Source organism: Paenibacillus sp. TCA20 (assembly GCF_000732325.1).
Lineage (GTDB): Bacteria > Bacillota > Bacilli > Paenibacillales > Paenibacillaceae > Paenibacillus > Paenibacillus urinalis.
In genome coordinates, this window is record NZ_BBIW01000005.1 from 218608 (window position 1) to 233529 (window position 14922).

16 protein-coding genes and 1 pseudogene are annotated in these 14922 nt (G+C 41.3%); 2 read left to right on the top strand and 15 right to left on the bottom strand.

What is annotated here, in order from left to right:
* Positions 1-28 precede the first annotated feature (28 nt).
* A complete protein-coding gene (locus TCA2_RS11950; RefSeq protein ID WP_047911825.1) occupies positions 29-529 on the bottom strand; it encodes a hypothetical protein in 501 nt (166 codons plus the stop codon).
* A 197-nt stretch (positions 530-726) separates the two neighbouring features.
* Between TCA2_RS11950 and TCA2_RS28010 the strand changes: the two genes are divergently transcribed.
* Positions 727-909 (top strand): AraC family transcriptional regulator, encoded by a 183-nt coding sequence (locus TCA2_RS28010; protein ID WP_081872460.1) that lies wholly within the window; start codon positions 727-729, stop codon positions 907-909.
* Between the two features lie 276 nt (positions 910-1185).
* On the opposite strand, the gene TCA2_RS11955 is transcribed toward TCA2_RS28010, so the two are convergent.
* The 4 genes and pseudogenes from TCA2_RS11955 to TCA2_RS11965 form a co-directional block, all read right to left on the bottom strand.
* On the bottom strand, positions 1186-1500 hold the full coding sequence (locus TCA2_RS11955; protein WP_047911826.1) for a hypothetical protein: 315 nt from the start codon (positions 1498-1500) through the stop codon (positions 1186-1188).
* A gap of 34 nt (positions 1501-1534) precedes the next feature.
* A pseudogene (locus tag TCA2_RS28015) lies at positions 1535-1684 on the bottom strand (stalk domain-containing protein); the annotation flags it as partial.
* Positions 1685-1770: 86 nt separating this feature from the next.
* The gene (locus TCA2_RS11960) at positions 1771-2925 is read right to left on the bottom strand and encodes a S9 family peptidase (protein ID WP_047911827.1); all 1155 of its coding nucleotides are present in this window, start codon (positions 2923-2925) and stop codon (positions 1771-1773) included.
* A gap of 135 nt (positions 2926-3060) precedes the next feature.
* Positions 3061-4065 carry an aldo/keto reductase gene (locus TCA2_RS11965; RefSeq protein ID WP_047911828.1) on the bottom strand — a complete coding sequence of 335 codons (1005 nt, stop codon included), beginning with the start codon at positions 4063-4065 and terminating at the stop codon, positions 3061-3063.
* Between the two features lie 230 nt (positions 4066-4295).
* Here TCA2_RS11965 and TCA2_RS11970 point away from each other — a divergent pair, with 230 nt between their 5' ends.
* Positions 4296-5135: an AraC family transcriptional regulator gene (locus tag TCA2_RS11970; protein ID WP_047911829.1), complete on the top strand. Its 840-nt coding sequence runs from the start codon at positions 4296-4298 to the stop codon at positions 5133-5135.
* A gap of 210 nt (positions 5136-5345) precedes the next feature.
* Here TCA2_RS11970 and TCA2_RS11975 read toward each other — a convergent pair whose 3' ends face one another.
* The 10 genes from TCA2_RS11975 to TCA2_RS12015 all read right to left on the bottom strand — a co-directional run bounded on the left by TCA2_RS11975 (position 5346) and on the right by TCA2_RS12015 (position 14699).
* On the bottom strand, positions 5346-5564 hold the full coding sequence (locus TCA2_RS11975; protein ID WP_143042171.1) for a hypothetical protein: 219 nt from the start codon (positions 5562-5564) through the stop codon (positions 5346-5348).
* Positions 5565-5594: 30 nt separating this feature from the next.
* The gene (locus tag TCA2_RS11980) at positions 5595-6230 is read right to left on the bottom strand and encodes an HAD family hydrolase (protein WP_238546364.1); all 636 of its coding nucleotides are present in this window, start codon (positions 6228-6230) and stop codon (positions 5595-5597) included.
* Between the two features lie 74 nt (positions 6231-6304).
* Complete coding sequence (locus TCA2_RS11985; RefSeq protein ID WP_047911832.1) at positions 6305-7255, bottom strand: LacI family DNA-binding transcriptional regulator; 951 nt, start codon at positions 7253-7255, stop codon at positions 6305-6307.
* Between the two features lie 422 nt (positions 7256-7677).
* Complete coding sequence (locus tag TCA2_RS11990; RefSeq protein ID WP_047911833.1) at positions 7678-8586, bottom strand: oxidoreductase; 909 nt, start codon at positions 8584-8586, stop codon at positions 7678-7680.
* A gap of 67 nt (positions 8587-8653) precedes the next feature.
* Positions 8654-9286 carry an NAD(P)-dependent oxidoreductase gene (locus TCA2_RS11995; RefSeq protein WP_047911834.1) on the bottom strand — a complete coding sequence of 211 codons (633 nt, stop codon included), beginning with the start codon at positions 9284-9286 and terminating at the stop codon, positions 8654-8656.
* Positions 9287-9379: 93 nt separating this feature from the next.
* A complete protein-coding gene (locus TCA2_RS12000; RefSeq protein ID WP_047911835.1) occupies positions 9380-9952 on the bottom strand; it encodes a TetR/AcrR family transcriptional regulator in 573 nt (190 codons plus the stop codon).
* A gap of 117 nt (positions 9953-10069) precedes the next feature.
* Positions 10070-11215, bottom strand: coding sequence for an acyltransferase family protein (locus TCA2_RS26165; RefSeq protein ID WP_052511945.1), 1146 nt, complete (start codon positions 11213-11215; stop codon positions 10070-10072).
* A 247-nt stretch (positions 11216-11462) separates the two neighbouring features.
* The gene (locus tag TCA2_RS12010; RefSeq protein ID WP_052511947.1) at positions 11463-12158 is read right to left on the bottom strand and encodes a peptidase G2 autoproteolytic cleavage domain-containing protein; all 696 of its coding nucleotides are present in this window, start codon (positions 12156-12158) and stop codon (positions 11463-11465) included.
* Positions 12159-12352: 194 nt separating this feature from the next.
* Entirely contained in the window at positions 12353-13063 is a 711-nt protein-coding gene (locus TCA2_RS26170) for a hypothetical protein (protein ID WP_052511949.1), read from the bottom strand.
* A 508-nt stretch (positions 13064-13571) separates the two neighbouring features.
* Positions 13572-14699, bottom strand: coding sequence for an alpha/beta hydrolase (locus TCA2_RS12015; RefSeq protein WP_238546365.1), 1128 nt, complete (start codon positions 14697-14699; stop codon positions 13572-13574).
* Positions 14700-14922 lie beyond the last annotated feature (223 nt).

Genomic DNA, 14922 nt, shown 5'->3' on the forward strand with positions numbered 1-14922 from the left:
TCAATATTGTTTTAAGACAAACACTTCATTAATCACTAACCGAGTTAAGTATTTGTTTAATGTCAGTTTTCAGATTTTCGGATAATTCATAATCTTTATTTATCTGAATACCTTCCAATTTTTTATCACTCGAATTAATATCAATCCATTTGATGTAAGTGATATCAGGGTCTACTAAAATTCTAATATCAAATGTTTTTAGGCTGTTCTTATCCTGTGCACTTATTAACATTTCATAATAATATTCAGGTATTTGGGGCTTATCAACGACTTCATTAAGAGAGTCAAGTTCATCAACGATCCTATATATATTTCCGATATCATCACCAGGATCTCGATGAGATCCTATAATATCTCCACTCTTCCCTTCCATATCAGTTTTTGAAACGATTGTATCGATGACTGAATTTTCTTGATTTAATTGTTTCATTTGATTCATATAAGTTTGAACAGTATCTTTGTCAGATTGTGCACATCCTATAACGCCAGTTATCAGGATAAATGAAAAAAGTAAAGTTAATAAACGCATAATTATGGATTTCGTCCTTTCATTCTTTCATCCTTATAAAATAGTTTTTCAAACCGCCCAATAATTCCATAAATTAATACGTTATAAAAAATGGAATGTTGCGTTAAACTTCCCATTAATCACTTTGTATTCATCAAAATTAGCTTTAAAAAGTAAACTGGTACTTTATCCAAGTATTATTTGTCGTAACATACTTTATGGAATTTCGAGTTTCAAGAGCAGTTGAACTTCTGGAGTCCACAGATATTCCTATCTCTGAAATCTCTGAATCAATAGGATTCAGCAGCCAAAGTTATTTTATTGAATCATTCAAAAAAAAGACGAGACTCAGTCCTCTTGCCTACAGGAAATTAGTAAAAGGATTCCCCAAAGGAAAATAGTTTAGTATCACCTTGATCTTTATACGGCGGTGGCGTCGTACTTTGGTCTTAACCCTGTCAAGTAGACATTACAAAAAAGCCAAGAATTAAGCTGCGGCCGCTCCCCGGTACTTTACCGGGGAGCGGCCGTTTAGTTTTTTATGAAATCGATCTTGCTCCCATTAGTGCACTGATTCTTCATCTTTTGCAGCCGTTCCAAGTGAAAACTTAGATAGGATGCTTGTAGTACGTAAATTGATCTTGACGACCTGCCCTGGAACCTCAGGCTTTCGGAATTCAGGGAACTACAACTCCCCAAGACTCATCGTATTGATATGAATATGGAATCCATTTTTCTCCGGACCTTTTCAATTTAATCTCAATATTTCCAGTTCTGTAAGAGTAGTCTCCGGTCTTCCATTCAACAGAATAATTAACCTTAAATTTATTGAACCCTTCCCAAGTTAGCTCTCCAGTAAGTTCTGCACCGTTCGCTTTCTCAACTAGCTCAGCGCGTTCTTTTTTGTTGGAAATGGATGCCGAAGCCAGTTTTAATGCGGTACTCGTTTCTAATGGAGCAACTGAGACATAAAAATGATTATTACTTGCCATAAGATGACTTGAAGACCATCCAATGGGATCATGATCAAAAAAACGTATCATTCACTTCACGGAGCTGAACATAAACACGTCCGTCTAGTATTTTGACATATGGACCAACTTTAGCGACTAGTTGATTCCCGTCTTTCTGGATAACAGCAGTCTTTGTTTTTTGATTCCAAGATATTTTAGCACCTAACTGCTCGCCAGTTTCGAATTTGTTTCGTTATGATCACGAAGAACTAGAGCACCTTTAGGCACCCTAGCCTCAACACACTCTGCTTATGAGAAAATACGAACTGTAAGTCCACCTGTAAAACCTTCAATACAGGCCGTCAGATCTGCATGATTAAGAAAATCAAGTGCTCTGCTATCTGTATGTATAACAGGCTTCAGCTCTCCATTCACACGCTGGTTCACAATATGAATTCGGCAGTGATCCCCCACATAGTCAACGCCTTCCAGCGCATAATCTGCTCGAATGTTTGTCAGGTTACCTTCATGATAATCCTGCACGTCCTCAGCCCCTTGGACAATATCACCTTTGAAGTAAGGGCTTTCACTGCTTCCTGTAAAAAAGACAGCAATCTGCTTATCTGTTCCCGTATCTTTCCTCACCTCGCTGCCAGTAATTAGAACATCAATCGTTAATACTTCCTTTTTTCCTTTTAAAAATTGATGTATGGAAACAATCATACTTTCCGTTTGTTCCTCCGTAAAATGATGTCCAGCCTCCTTGATGAGTTGCAGCTGACATTGACCTGTTTCATAAGAATTTTGGGCTTGAACAGAATAACTGTAATGTACAATCTCATCTGAGGTGCCATGGATCAGAAGTACAGATCCTTTGTAAGGAATGATCTCTTCATAAGGATCCATATCTGCGACAGTCTCATGAAACATCTTGCCAATAGTCATTCTCCCGCAATCTATAATTTCAGGAACACAATTGATATCATAGGATGAGTTCGCTAATGCACCTCTTCGGGCATCGTCCGGAATACAAAATGCCGGGTAAATAAGTATTATTGAGTGCACTTCATTTGCGCGTTTGGCAGCGGCAAGCGCCGATACAAATCCGCCCTGACTAAACCCCATTAATTTCAATTTGCTGTCATCAACATAAGTTAACTCTTTAACATAGTCCATAACGGCTATCAAATCATCACGTTCGGTCAGTACAGTCATATCCGTTGATTTTCCTGTACTTCTTCCCTCTTCATCAGGGCTACCGCCACAGAAGTCAAAACAGTATGTCGCATATCCCCATGCTGCGAACGTTCGGCAGTATGATTCCAGATTCATTGAATTTCCACCAAATCCATGACTAATAATGATCGCTGGTAAATGATCTCCTTGTGGCAGGAATTCTTTTCCTCGAATCATCAGCCCTTCTCTTCTGCAACAAAAATCACGCTCTATTAATCGGTTAACCATCCGTAGCACCTCTCCCTGTAATTCAAATGAAAAACACCTCCAAGGTTGTTCTCCATATCTTTACGATAAGAGGTATTCCCTTGAAAGTGTTTTATTTTGTTTCACACACGTCTATTAAAGCACATGTTCCATTCATTACCAAGGGAAATTCCCTATTTGTTCTAGCACGCTATCGATCTTTTTAAGTTCGTCTTCGGTTAATGCTGGGAAAGATACGGATGCTGCATTTTCCTCAATCTGGCTTACCTTGCTTGCTCCGATTAACACGGAGGTAACTCCACCTTTTCGCAAAGCCCACGTAAGTGACATTTGTGCCAAGCTTTGTCCGCGGTGAACTGCAATGGATTCTAGTTCACGAAATTTAGCGAGTCTTTCTGCAGTTACCGCCTGAGGCTTCAACGTGAGTTCGCCGGAATTCAATTCATGCTCCAACTTGTCTACATATTTGCCTGTTAATTGGCCACGACCAAGCGGACAAAATGCGATGGATCCTATGCCTTGTTGCTGCAGCACTTCAGTTAGACCCTCCTCAATCCACAGATTCAGCATAGAATAGTTAGGCTGATGAACAAGGAGCGGTGTTCCAAGCTCCTTAAGAATTTCAGCAGCTCGTCTTGTTTCTTCCGGACCATAGTTGGACAAACCGACATATAGTGCTTTCCCTTGTTTCACGGCTTGTGCAAGAGCGCTCATCGACTCTTCCAATGGAGTATCTGTATCAGGTCTATGGTGATAGAAAATATCAACGTAATCGATTCCCATTCGTCTCAAGCTTTGATCCAAACTCGCCAGCAAATTTTTACGAGAGCCCCATTCTCCATATGGCCCTGGCCACATATAATACCCCGCTTTTGTTGATATTAGCATTTCATCGCGATATGGCATCATGTCTTTCTTGAGTACTCCCCCAAATGTTTCCTCAGCTGATCCTGCAGGGGGACCATAGTTATTGGCTAGATCAAAATGTGTGATACCCAGGTCAAATGCACGCCGTATCATCGCCCTTGATTCTTCAAAGGGTTTATTGCCTCCAAAGTTCTGCCATAATCCAAGTGAAATAACAGGAAATTTTATGCCGCTTTTTCCGGACCGCTCATATTCCATCATATTGTACCGCTGATCATTCGCCAGATATATCATGACTATTTCTCCTCTGTGTACAAATTAACTAACAAATACTAGGTTCGTATTACTAGTTAGATCTTACAAGAAAAGAAAAGTGTTTATAATGTCACAATGTGTTTCTCTTATGGTTTTATGTATGTTATCTCTTAGGGATAAGATGCGAGATCTATTCGATCATGCACGTAATGTGGTACTGTTAAATTTATATATCAAAACGTTTAAGCTACGGCAAAGGAGATATCTGCATGACCGAATTTATTTCACCGAACCCTCATTTGCATGATCTCTATTTAATCCAATTCGGTATGGAAGCCTGTAAGCCTGGACACTCCTTCGGCCCGTCCATACGTGAATACTACAAAATACATTATATACTAGATGGTGAAGGTGTGTTTCAATATGAAGGAAAAAGGTACAATCTAAAAAAAGGTGACGGATTCCTTCTCTGTCCTGAAAAAGTCGCTTTTTATAAAGCAGATCATGAACGTCCGTGGCATTATTGCTGGATTGGATTTAATGGAACTTCTGCTGAAAATTTGCTTCTTGAAGCAGGACTTTCAAACGAAGTGCCTATTTTTCATATGAATAACAGCTCCTTAACTCAGTATGTTGAAACGATGTTGAGGACAAATACGAATGCTCAGGGACGCAGCATCTATTTAAATGGACTTTTGTATATGTACTTTGGTGAACTGGCACAAAGAAGCACTGAAGTTAAAAATGTAGTTTCTCATAGCCCAAAAGAAAAATACACAAACCAAGTCATCGATTTTATTAAATTAAATTATGACAGTAGAATTACGGTTGAAGGCATCGCAAGGAGCATCGGTTTGCAGCGCAATTACTTAGGCACTGTATTTAAAGAGTACACGGGTCATAGCATACAAGCTTTTCTCATCAAGTATCGAATGAACAGAGCATGCGAACTTTTACATCACGTTCATTTGTCGATTGGTGATATTGCACGCTCGGTGGGCTACGAGGATCCACTTTTATTTTCAAAATTATTTAAGAAAATGACAGGTCATTCTCCTTCAGCTTATCGGAAACAAACCTCTTCGTTTTCTACTGAAGAAAGTTCATAGTTTAAGCTCATGTGAATTAAATCTTGGGGAGAGTAATAAGCTTTGCTATTCTTTCTTGTAATATTGATAACCTGCTTGCTAGCTTGAATTTAATTGTGGAAACCGATTAGATATACATCTAATCGGTAATCAGAACATATTATTGTCCCCCGGTAACCCATTCTATGTCACAGTCTTCTGGTTACGCCTTGCCATCGTTTCAACAATAAACTATTCATCTAATTTCTCTTTTAATCTGCCTAGCTCCTCTAATGCACCAGAAGCAGAATAATAAATCATTTTTTTCTCTAAGATTTCTATTTCTTCTTCTTTTGTAAGCTCATCAACAGTCTTAGTTACGTTTTTTAACCAATCGAATGTTTCGCTTTTTAATTTTTCAATCTCTTCTAATCTCTCGTTAACGTACTCTGTCACTTTAAAACTCATCATTTCATCTCCCCTTTTTTTACTTATCATTACTTACTTCATGTCATCCCAAAGAACAAGAATATCTTCTGGATTCGCGAACTTAAATTTTGCTGGAATCGCCTCAGGTTGTTTGCATCCCCATAATGCTAATCCAAAGTCTACTCCGGCGTCTCTGGCACATTCGTAATCATAGATCGTATCACCGATGTAAATGGAGGTTTCCGCCTTTGCATCAGATATATCTAGAAATTTAACTAGTGGGTCAGGATGAGGCTTGTGCCGATCTGTATCATCTGCACATACCACATACGGCAAGTAAGATGCGAGACCAAAAGGGACGAAGTCATCTTGATACTCTCGTTTAGTCTTGGACGTCACGACTCCAGTTGCAACGGATTGTATCTTCAGATTAGCAAGCAGTTGTTGAAAACCCTCAAATACGTGAATGGTATGCCGGAAATCATTCATCAGATCATTCCAGCATTTATTCGCATATTCAATATCTTCGATACCGAGTTGCCCCAAAGATACGGCTCCCGGTATCCCAAGCGCAAATGCGAGATCTTCCTGTTTCATTTTCCGATTATAGTTCTTCTCCAGCAGCTTCTGTAATGAGCCTAACACCGCTTGTTCTGTGTTGATTAATGTTCCGTCAATATCAAAAATAACGGTTTTGTACATCATCATTTCATCCTCCTTAGCATGATAAGTAATGAACCCTATTCGTATGCTAAAGTATGAAATCCTTTTCAGGTCAATAGCTAAGTAGACTGACGTATAATGATTTGGTAGGGAATCTTTACTTTATTGTTGGTTCTATCCATTGTAAGATCAAAGGCTTGTTCACCAACTTTTACTAACTGATGATCAACGGTAGATAGGCTCAGTCCAATCCCAACCGGTTGATTTTCTTGGCCAATAATCGCCAGATCCTCCGGTACACTTAAATTCATGTCTTTTGCACACTGATACATTCCTGCCGCGACCTCATCACCGTTAGCATATATAGCTGTGGGTCTGTCTTCCATATTAAGCAGTCGCTGTGCTGCTATAAACCCGTCATCCATCGTTTGACAATCATTCAAATGATACACTGGTGACAAATCACTGAATACTTGCTTGTATGCTTTTATCGTCAACTGTGTGCTGCTACTCTCTTCGCCTCTTGCTGTTGTAAACGCGACGCGTGAATGACCTTTGTCCTTCAACAACTGGAATGCGTCCACGAAAGATGCATACCGATCAATATAGGCACACCCAATTTGGGGATGATCAGTGAACTCGCATGCAACGATGGTTCCATATTTACTATACGGAAGGATTGAATTCCAATCATTAGAACGAGAAGTGATAATGACTCCGTCCAATTGTTTATTTTTCAACATGTTTAAGCAGCGAAGCTCTTTAGCAGGATCGTATTTCGTAGGAAGCACCATTACAGAATAATCATGCTCAATCGATCGATTGAGTACGCCATGGAGCAGTTGATCAAAGGCTTGATTGTTGTTGTATGGTATGATCACACCGATGCATTTTGTTTCCTTACGGATTAAATCAACAGCTAACCGGTTTGGAGTGAAGTCAAGCTCATCAATGACTCGCTGTACCATTTCCCTCTTCGACTCCGAGACATAAGGATGATTATTTATTACCCTTGATACAGTGGATACGGATACGCCTGCTAGCTTTGCGATATCAATAATATTTGCCACGGGTACACACTCCTGCACTTTCTTATTATTAAATTTTACGATAGAATCATCCGAATGCGTAATATCTTATGATTATAGACACAAATGACAACATTTTTTGCGATGAAACGAATCATTATTCTCACTGCCATCATGATGATCGGGTTGATTTTAGATTCCATGGCCATATCCGGAGGCTCCGCAGGATGAACGCTGGCGATGCTCTATGCATATTCCCGATGCAGCGAATCAAATGATACGACTCTCTGTGACTAATCTTAAACAAAACTGCCCATTAGATTAAACAAAAAAGCAGCTGCCAACCGGCGAACTGCTCCATGCGGTTTTGAATTAATGTCTCCCTCTTGCGTAATGTTCTAGTCTATGTAATACGGTCTTAGCGTGTATATATGTGAAAAAAGGAACCATTCTTTTGATCGTTTTTACAAGTTATAATGTACATCGGTTAACTTCTCGGATAGTAACCAAAGTCTATCCGCAAGCTGCGCATCCAAAGCCTTTTTGGGGAAATCTACAAGCTTCGGTCTCTTCGCCTTTAGCGGATTCATTCCTAGCCCTAGGTAAATGTCTCCGGTGATTGTCGAATCCGTCGCCGCAATAAGAGATGGCCAAGCGGATTGATCAGGAGGAGTTCCGAATATTTTCATTAATAGCAGTCCGAATGCTCTGGTTCCCCGCGGTGTGTTTCTCCCGATTCCTGTAGGACTTGTACCCGGATGTACTGCTATAGAAGTGATACCTTTCTTCTTCGCACGTCGATTCAATTCACGGGCAAACAGTATGTTTGAAAGTTTCGAGCGATTGTATGCTGCCATTGGTCTGTATTTGTTGTCCATTCTTAAATCAGAAAAATCTATATCACCCATTTGAGCTGACTTTGCGCTAACTGTAACGATTCGACCGCGGTTCTTTTCAATTAACGGTAATAACAGACCTGTCAACGCGAAGTGTCCAAGATGATTGGTTCCAAAGTGCATTTCAAAACCATCTGCCGTCAGTTCACGAGTCGGAACTGCCATTACTCCAGCGTTATTTATATGGACGTCTATACCTTTCACTTTCCCATGGATTTTGTCGGCAAAGCTTCGAACTGACTTCAGATCTGCCAAGTTTAATGGCTCTACTGTTACAGCTATATTCGGTGCCGTTTGTTTCATCTTGATGATGGCTTCTTCTCCCCGCATAGGATCCCGGCTTCCAATAATCACTGTGGCACCGTGCTTCGCTAGCTCTAATGTCGTATAATAGCCTACCCCGCCATTGCCTCCTGTCACGATAGCGGTTTTTCCTTTTAGATTTGGGAGATCGTCAGGCGTCCAGTTTGGTCTCATGGTTTATTCCTCCGTTAGCTTATATTTTACATCTAATTGGGTTATTACAAACCGCAATGCTGTTCATTCAGTCGTGAATAAACGAGGATTGTTTGATATAACGAGCATGTTCGACTGAATCGATCATGAATCTAGCCACGTCGTCACGAGAAATTTTAGCTAGTATGGAAGGTTTAAAAGCACCGTGCTTATATCGCCCTTTGCCCGGCTCATTGGTGAGCCTTGAAGGCTGAACGATAGTCCAGTCCAAACCACTTTTCCGCACAATACCATCCTGCCTTTCCTTATCGTAAAACTCTCGGAACGTTATTAAATAAACCAGTTTAACAATCATCCTCATCCCAATTCCAAGCTGATTCCTACTTTCTCTGCTGGTGCCAAAGCCCGTAAGAACGACCAGTCTTTGTACTTTATGCCTTCTCATCGCGTTCACAATTGAACGCGTCCCACGAAAGCATAGATCTGAAGGACTTCCTGCTGTGACTCCTAAAGCGACAAACACCGCGTCTTGCCCCTCAATAGCTGATCCCACATCCTCTTCACTAAATACATTGCCTTCTATAACGGTTAATCCCTCCCGAGTAAGCAAGATTCGATCTGCGTTACGAACAAAGGCTTTTACGGTATGTCCCTTGTTGATCGCTTGGTCTATTAGCTGTAACCCCGTACCCCCGCTAGCTCCAAAGATGGTAAACTTCATTGTTCATTCCCTCTCGATTTTCTATAATAAGTGAATGTTCATTTACTATTGGTGAAAAGAAAAGCGATGCTAATCATCGCTTAAACTTTTTTACTATGCTTTAATAGCGTCCCAACTCATCTTGATGGCAGAATCTAATTGTTCACCATTCAATAGGGTCCCGTTCTTCAAATGTGCTTTCACCAATTCGGCAATCGGCAAGATGGAGTAAACAACTAGCATGTTAATATCTTCCTTCTTCAGGATCTCCTGCCGGATGCCAGCTTCAAACAGATCGAAGATCGGTTGAAACTGACTTGCCGTATCTTCTAGGCACCATTTCTGAGGCAGAGGAGAATTCATTATTTGCTCCAGGAACAAAAAATACTCTTTGAAAGATTGAATAAAATCAACATAGTTGCGGATGATAACCTCAAATCGTTCGTAAACTGTTCGGGTATGATCCACTTCCTGAAACATTCTCTCGCTCATCTTGCCTTTAATCTTCAAGTAGGTCTTGTAAAGCAGATCGTCTTTGTTCTCATGGTAAATATAAATCGTCGCTGCAGATACACTCGCTCTCTTGGCGATTTTTGATATCGACGTATCAGAGAACCCGATCTCATTAATTAGCTGTATGGTTGCGTCAAATATTGCCTCGACTTTGTTATCATCTCTATATCTCATGGATCAATAATAAATGATCGTTTATTTATTGTCAACGTGTTTACCTAAGCTGAAAAACTTGATTTCGATCCACTGCGAAGCCGCCGTTTCACTGAAGGGTCCCAATTATAAAAATGGTTATAGTACTTTCTTGGCGTAAGGAATTTTCCGAATCAGTATAGCGAGCAAATAACTCGTGATTGTCCCTAACCCACCTAATATCAGAAACTCAATAAACGGAGGCATTTGTGCGTTGTGCAACCAAATGCTATAAGCAATCAATACGAGTGAATGAATGATATAAACCGTATACGAGGCAGAATCAACACTACGTTGAAATTTGTTCGTTTGATTGCGATATTTGCGGTACACTGCCAACAATAGTAGAGAGATGCCAAATCCGACAAAGGGCTCCCATATGGCATAAATGAAGGCATTTGAGTTTAACCCCCCTCCGGTACTCAATGTCGGGTTGAGGATGAGAGCGGCGATCGGAAGTATCGGCAGGAAAATGAGTGCGATGATGCCCATGATTTTCACGGTACGACGTGGGATATTCGTTAACCACTGATTACGGTACGCGATGATCCCTGCAATAAAGAGTACGATATATGCAGGAAAATAGCCGAAATTCAATCCAAATATGAGCTTGCCGATCGGGAATATTTGACGGATTCCGAAGGTTACAAGTCCGATGAGCGTGGCAGTAAGCAGAAGCAATTTCACCGATGGGAATGGGATACTCTTCTTCGGAGCACTATCTTTCCTAACCATACGTACCAGCGCATAAACTGAATTAAAAACAAGCAGTGCAAGCAAAAACCAGAGCGGACCCGGTTCTGTGATTGCAAAGCTGAGGATCTGCGTCCGATAAAACTCCCAAAATGACACTTCATTGCTATCGCTTGCACTATAATGGAGCGTGGTGGTATATAAAATCACTGGACTGATGAGGAAGATATAAACGATCAAAGAAATCCCCAAGCGAATAAGCCGATCTTTGAGAAAAGACTTCGGTCCTTTGCGATCAGAAGATGAGGGCACAAAGTACCCCGCGATAAAGAAGAATAATCCCATAAAGAACGCTTGGTTGATAAAGACAAACAACAGCATCAGTACAAAACTTGCATCAGGCTTTTGCAGCGTATCATAAAAATACCACGAACCCGGCACAGCATATGTCGTCGCTGCATGATGAAACACAACCAAAATTGTGAGAAATGTCCGCAGACGATCCATATAAAATAGACGATTGTTCACGGTGCTCTCCCTTATACGAGTCATAATAACCACTCCCTTTCATTTTATTGTATCTTTATGTTACTTGGAGAATGGCATGTCCCAAAACAACCCTGAGTCTGATTCATGGCTCCGTCTACAGTCCGATATATGAACCAATTCATTCTGAATATCTCTCATATGTATCGATCATTAACGTATATCTTCTGTTTACACAAAACATAAGAAGCAGGAACCTTATTCAAGCGCTCCTGCTAATGATTCATTTACAATCTCAATCATGAGATAAGTCTTATTTCACAAATATCAAAATTTGATTAGGTCCAGTCCTTTTCATAACCCGGTAGCCTGTTGTGGATGACGTTGCGATTCCCTCGTTATTTGCCCAGCAATATCCCCCAGCCTGATTAGTACCGTCATCACGAACAAGCAATTTACCGACAACACCAACCGGTATCCATTCTATTCTTTGCAATCGCGGTATATATTCCTTCGATGAGTCATGCTCAGGATTTAGTTGACCTTCTCTTTTGGTAAAGGAAGTTATAATTATTCGACCTTCCTTATCTTTCACTTCAGGTACAACAACATCATGATATTGGATTCTTCCCCACTCATCTTTAACGTATAGATCATGCCATCTTAGATCACTTGCATCGGCGATAATTGCTGGTGTCGCACTCACTACACCAAGAATATAGTCATCTTCAGCATGAGCTGTTCGAACTTTATCATCCATTAAGGTAACAAAGTACCCAACATCAATTGTATTTCCGTCAAATGTTTCAAACATTTCAGCATAATCGGCAGCTGCCGGAGAGATGACCGTTCCATCCAAATAAAGGTTGCCTGTGGCTCCTTCAATCACAGCTGAGTTTAAGGTGGGTCCGACCATAAGACCATTTGCTAAGTGCCAGGAAAAAGGAAATCGCGCCTGTCCATTCTGACCCATAATATGAGATCCATTGAAAAACGCTGTTGTATTCAATCCTTCTGCATGGGAGGCGATACCAACTGCTACCGTGCCGACCCCTTCCGCATGGGGAGCTTCCCCGTTTGCTATAGTGCCAATCCCTTCCGCATGGGAGGCGATACCGATTGCGGTTGTGCTGTTCCCTTCCGCATGGGAGAAGTCACCTATCGCCTGTGGGCCTTGGACAATTGTAATATCAAAAGTTCCCCCTACTGCATGGGAGGCAAAACCACTGGCGGTTGTTCCAACCCCTCCGCGTGAGAACTAGGACCGCTCGATAGGTTAGGAGCAGCTGTTCCGCTTGGATCCTGAGCTCCACCTTCAGCATGAGAAGCTCTGCCGCTCGCTGTGTTTCCTTCTCCTTCAGCATGAGCGCTAATGCCATTGACTGTCGTTGTCGATCCTGTGCCTTCTGCATGAGAATTTGCTCCTGCTGCGATAGTACTAGCACCTTCGGCATGAGAGGATACACCACTGGCTGTTGTGCTTTGACCTTCAGCATGGGATAAATCACCGCTCGCTGAGCTAAGCATACCTTGAGCATGCGAGGCTTGCCCGATGGCAGATGTGTTTTGACCTTCAGCATGTGCATATAGTCCGCTGCTTAGTGTCTCTCCACCTTCAGCATGAGAGCCAATTCCACTAGCATTTGTATTATAACCTTCCGCATGTGCTGCAGCGCCGCTAGCTAATGTAGAATCACCTTCGGCATGAGCTGTATCGATCGTTGAATTCGTAAGGTATCCTTCCGTATGAGATGCTGCACCGGCTGCTGTAGTTGTGCTTCCCTCGGCATGGGAAGCATTTCCGCTTGCTGTCGTTTGATAACCTTCTGAATGAGACGCTGTCCCACTGGCAGTAGTATTTAATCCTTCTGCGTGAGCCGCAAAACCACTCTCTGTATTTCCTATCCCATCCACCGTTTATTTCCCCTACTTTCTATAGATGAAATTGATATTCTATTTTCTATTCTATGAAGTATTATTCATAGGGGGAACGGTAACTTGACTCCATACAACAGGAATTTCTAAATAGACCTTCTAGTCAATAAAATATCATCTATTCAGCTTATTACGGACCAAGCTCACTTTTTGAAGGCTGTAAGATAAGTATGATTAAAACTTAATTAGGTGACGCGTTTCGTAACCAAGTATGATCAGATGCGTCTGCCAATCCCATCATCGTTAGGCAAACAGTATCCTGAAGGCCGAAGTGTACCATTGTCCTTAAATATGATCTGACCCAGCAAGTCAACGACTACCCACTACCGGCAATCGGGAAAAGGACTTGTACCGATAAACTAAAAAAGCCGCTAAATTAGCGACTTTCAATGGGACTATACTCTTGTCCCTTTTGAACCGACGTATATGGACCCGAGTATAGGGTATTTGAGAGGACAGGAGCTAGCTGCTCCCTTCTACTTGTTCCTTATGACTCATCTGCAAATGCATTAGTAAAAAATGTATCCAATTTGTCAAACGGAATTACTTCCATTTGGTCATATAGATCTGTATGGCTTGCACCAGGAATAATTTCCAGCTCCTTATTGTCACCTTTGAGAAGCTTAAAGGCATCTTGACTAAAATATAAAGAATGGGCATCCTCACCGTGAACAACAAGTACATCGCTGCGGATCTCAGGAGCATATTCCAATAAACGCATATTCATTAAGGAACCTGCAGTTGTCGAAGCCCATCCTCCATTTGAATTTACAGAACGTGTGTGATAGCCACGCTCAGTCTTGTAATAATCTACATAGTCTTTGATGAACTGTGGAGCATCATCCGGTGCTTTCTCTGGATTTCCGCCTCCCAGGGTATAGATGCCCTTTGTATAGTCTTCTGTTCTTTGATTATTATAATCGACACGAGCCTGATATCTCCCCTCCTCATCAAGGGTATCGTTATATCCAAGTGCCGTAACACGACTCATATCGTACATTGTCATTGCGGCTGTCGCCTTGATTCTTGTATCAAGTGCGGCTGTCTGAAGCGCATAACCTCCAAATCCGCAGATACCGATTATACCAATTTGCTCAGGATCAACATTCTCCTGAACGGAGAGAAAATCCACAGCACTTTGGAAATCTTCAACATTAACATCAGGTGAGTTGAAATATCTTGGGTATCCGCTACTCTCCCCAGTATAGGAAGGGTCAAAGGCAATCGTTAAGAATCCTTTTTTGGCCATTTCCTGGGCATAAAGGCCAGAGGACTGCTCCTTAACGGCACCAAACGGACCACTGACAGCAATCGCAGGAAGTTTACCTTCATAATTCTTTGGCTCATATAGGTCGGCTGCAATTGTTATTCCAAAATGGTTGACGAAAGTCACTTTTCTGTGATTTACCTCATCGCTGAGAGGGAATACTTTATCCCACTCTTCTGTGAGTTCAATGGGTTCTACACGAATGGAAACATCCGTCATCGCACCGTAATTGGTTGCTGAAGCGCTCTGTGTCTGAGTATCCTCCTGGGCTGTTGACTGTGGACTACATGCTGTCATTGTCAGAATTGTTGCAAGTACTCCAAAGTGTAAATTTTTCTTTTTCATCATTGTATTTACCTCCCATTTCGATGTTTTCGTTGTGATTCTGCAATAGAAATTACAATTTTATTCTAACTACGCCACTTAGATAATACCAATAGTTATATCTTATAACATGATATGCTTGATAGACATTTCTTGAAGCTATATACTTAAAGTCAAATAAAGGAGGGTTATTAAATGGATTCTTCAGGAGATGTTCCTCATCAAAAAAAGACAACCGTCTGGTTGC

Excerpts from the sequence above, each read along its gene's own strand:
- TCA2_RS12000 (WP_047911835.1), bottom strand. The coding sequence starts at position 9,952 with ATGAGATATAGAGATGATAACAAAGTCGAGGCAATATTTGACGCAACC.
- TCA2_RS11950 (WP_047911825.1), bottom strand. The coding sequence starts at position 529 with ATGCGTTTATTAACTTTACTTTTTTCATTTATCCTGATAACTGGCGTT.
- TCA2_RS11965 (WP_047911828.1), bottom strand. The coding sequence starts at position 4,065 with ATGATATATCTGGCGAATGATCAGCGGTACAATATGATGGAATATGAG.
- TCA2_RS11975 (WP_143042171.1), bottom strand. The coding sequence starts at position 5,564 with ATGATGAGTTTTAAAGTGACAGAGTACGTTAACGAGAGATTAGAAGAG.
- TCA2_RS28010 (WP_081872460.1), top strand. The coding sequence starts at position 727 with ATGGAATTTCGAGTTTCAAGAGCAGTTGAACTTCTGGAGTCCACAGAT.
- TCA2_RS11995 (WP_047911834.1), bottom strand. The coding sequence starts at position 9,286 with ATGAAGTTTACCATCTTTGGAGCTAGCGGGGGTACGGGGTTACAGCTA.
- TCA2_RS26165 (WP_052511945.1), bottom strand. The coding sequence starts at position 11,215 with ATGACTCGTATAAGGGAGAGCACCGTGAACAATCGTCTATTTTATATG.
- TCA2_RS12015 (WP_238546365.1), bottom strand. The coding sequence starts at position 14,699 with ATGATGAAAAAGAAAAATTTACACTTTGGAGTACTTGCAACAATTCTG.
- TCA2_RS11980 (WP_238546364.1), bottom strand. The coding sequence starts at position 6,230 with ATGATGATGTACAAAACCGTTATTTTTGATATTGACGGAACATTAATC.
- TCA2_RS11955 (WP_047911826.1), bottom strand. The coding sequence starts at position 1,500 with ATGGCAAGTAATAATCATTTTTATGTCTCAGTTGCTCCATTAGAAACG.
- TCA2_RS11960 (WP_047911827.1), bottom strand. The coding sequence starts at position 2,925 with ATGGTTAACCGATTAATAGAGCGTGATTTTTGTTGCAGAAGAGAAGGG.
- TCA2_RS11970 (WP_047911829.1), top strand. The coding sequence starts at position 4,296 with ATGACCGAATTTATTTCACCGAACCCTCATTTGCATGATCTCTATTTA.
- TCA2_RS11990 (WP_047911833.1), bottom strand. The coding sequence starts at position 8,586 with ATGAGACCAAACTGGACGCCTGACGATCTCCCAAATCTAAAAGGAAAA.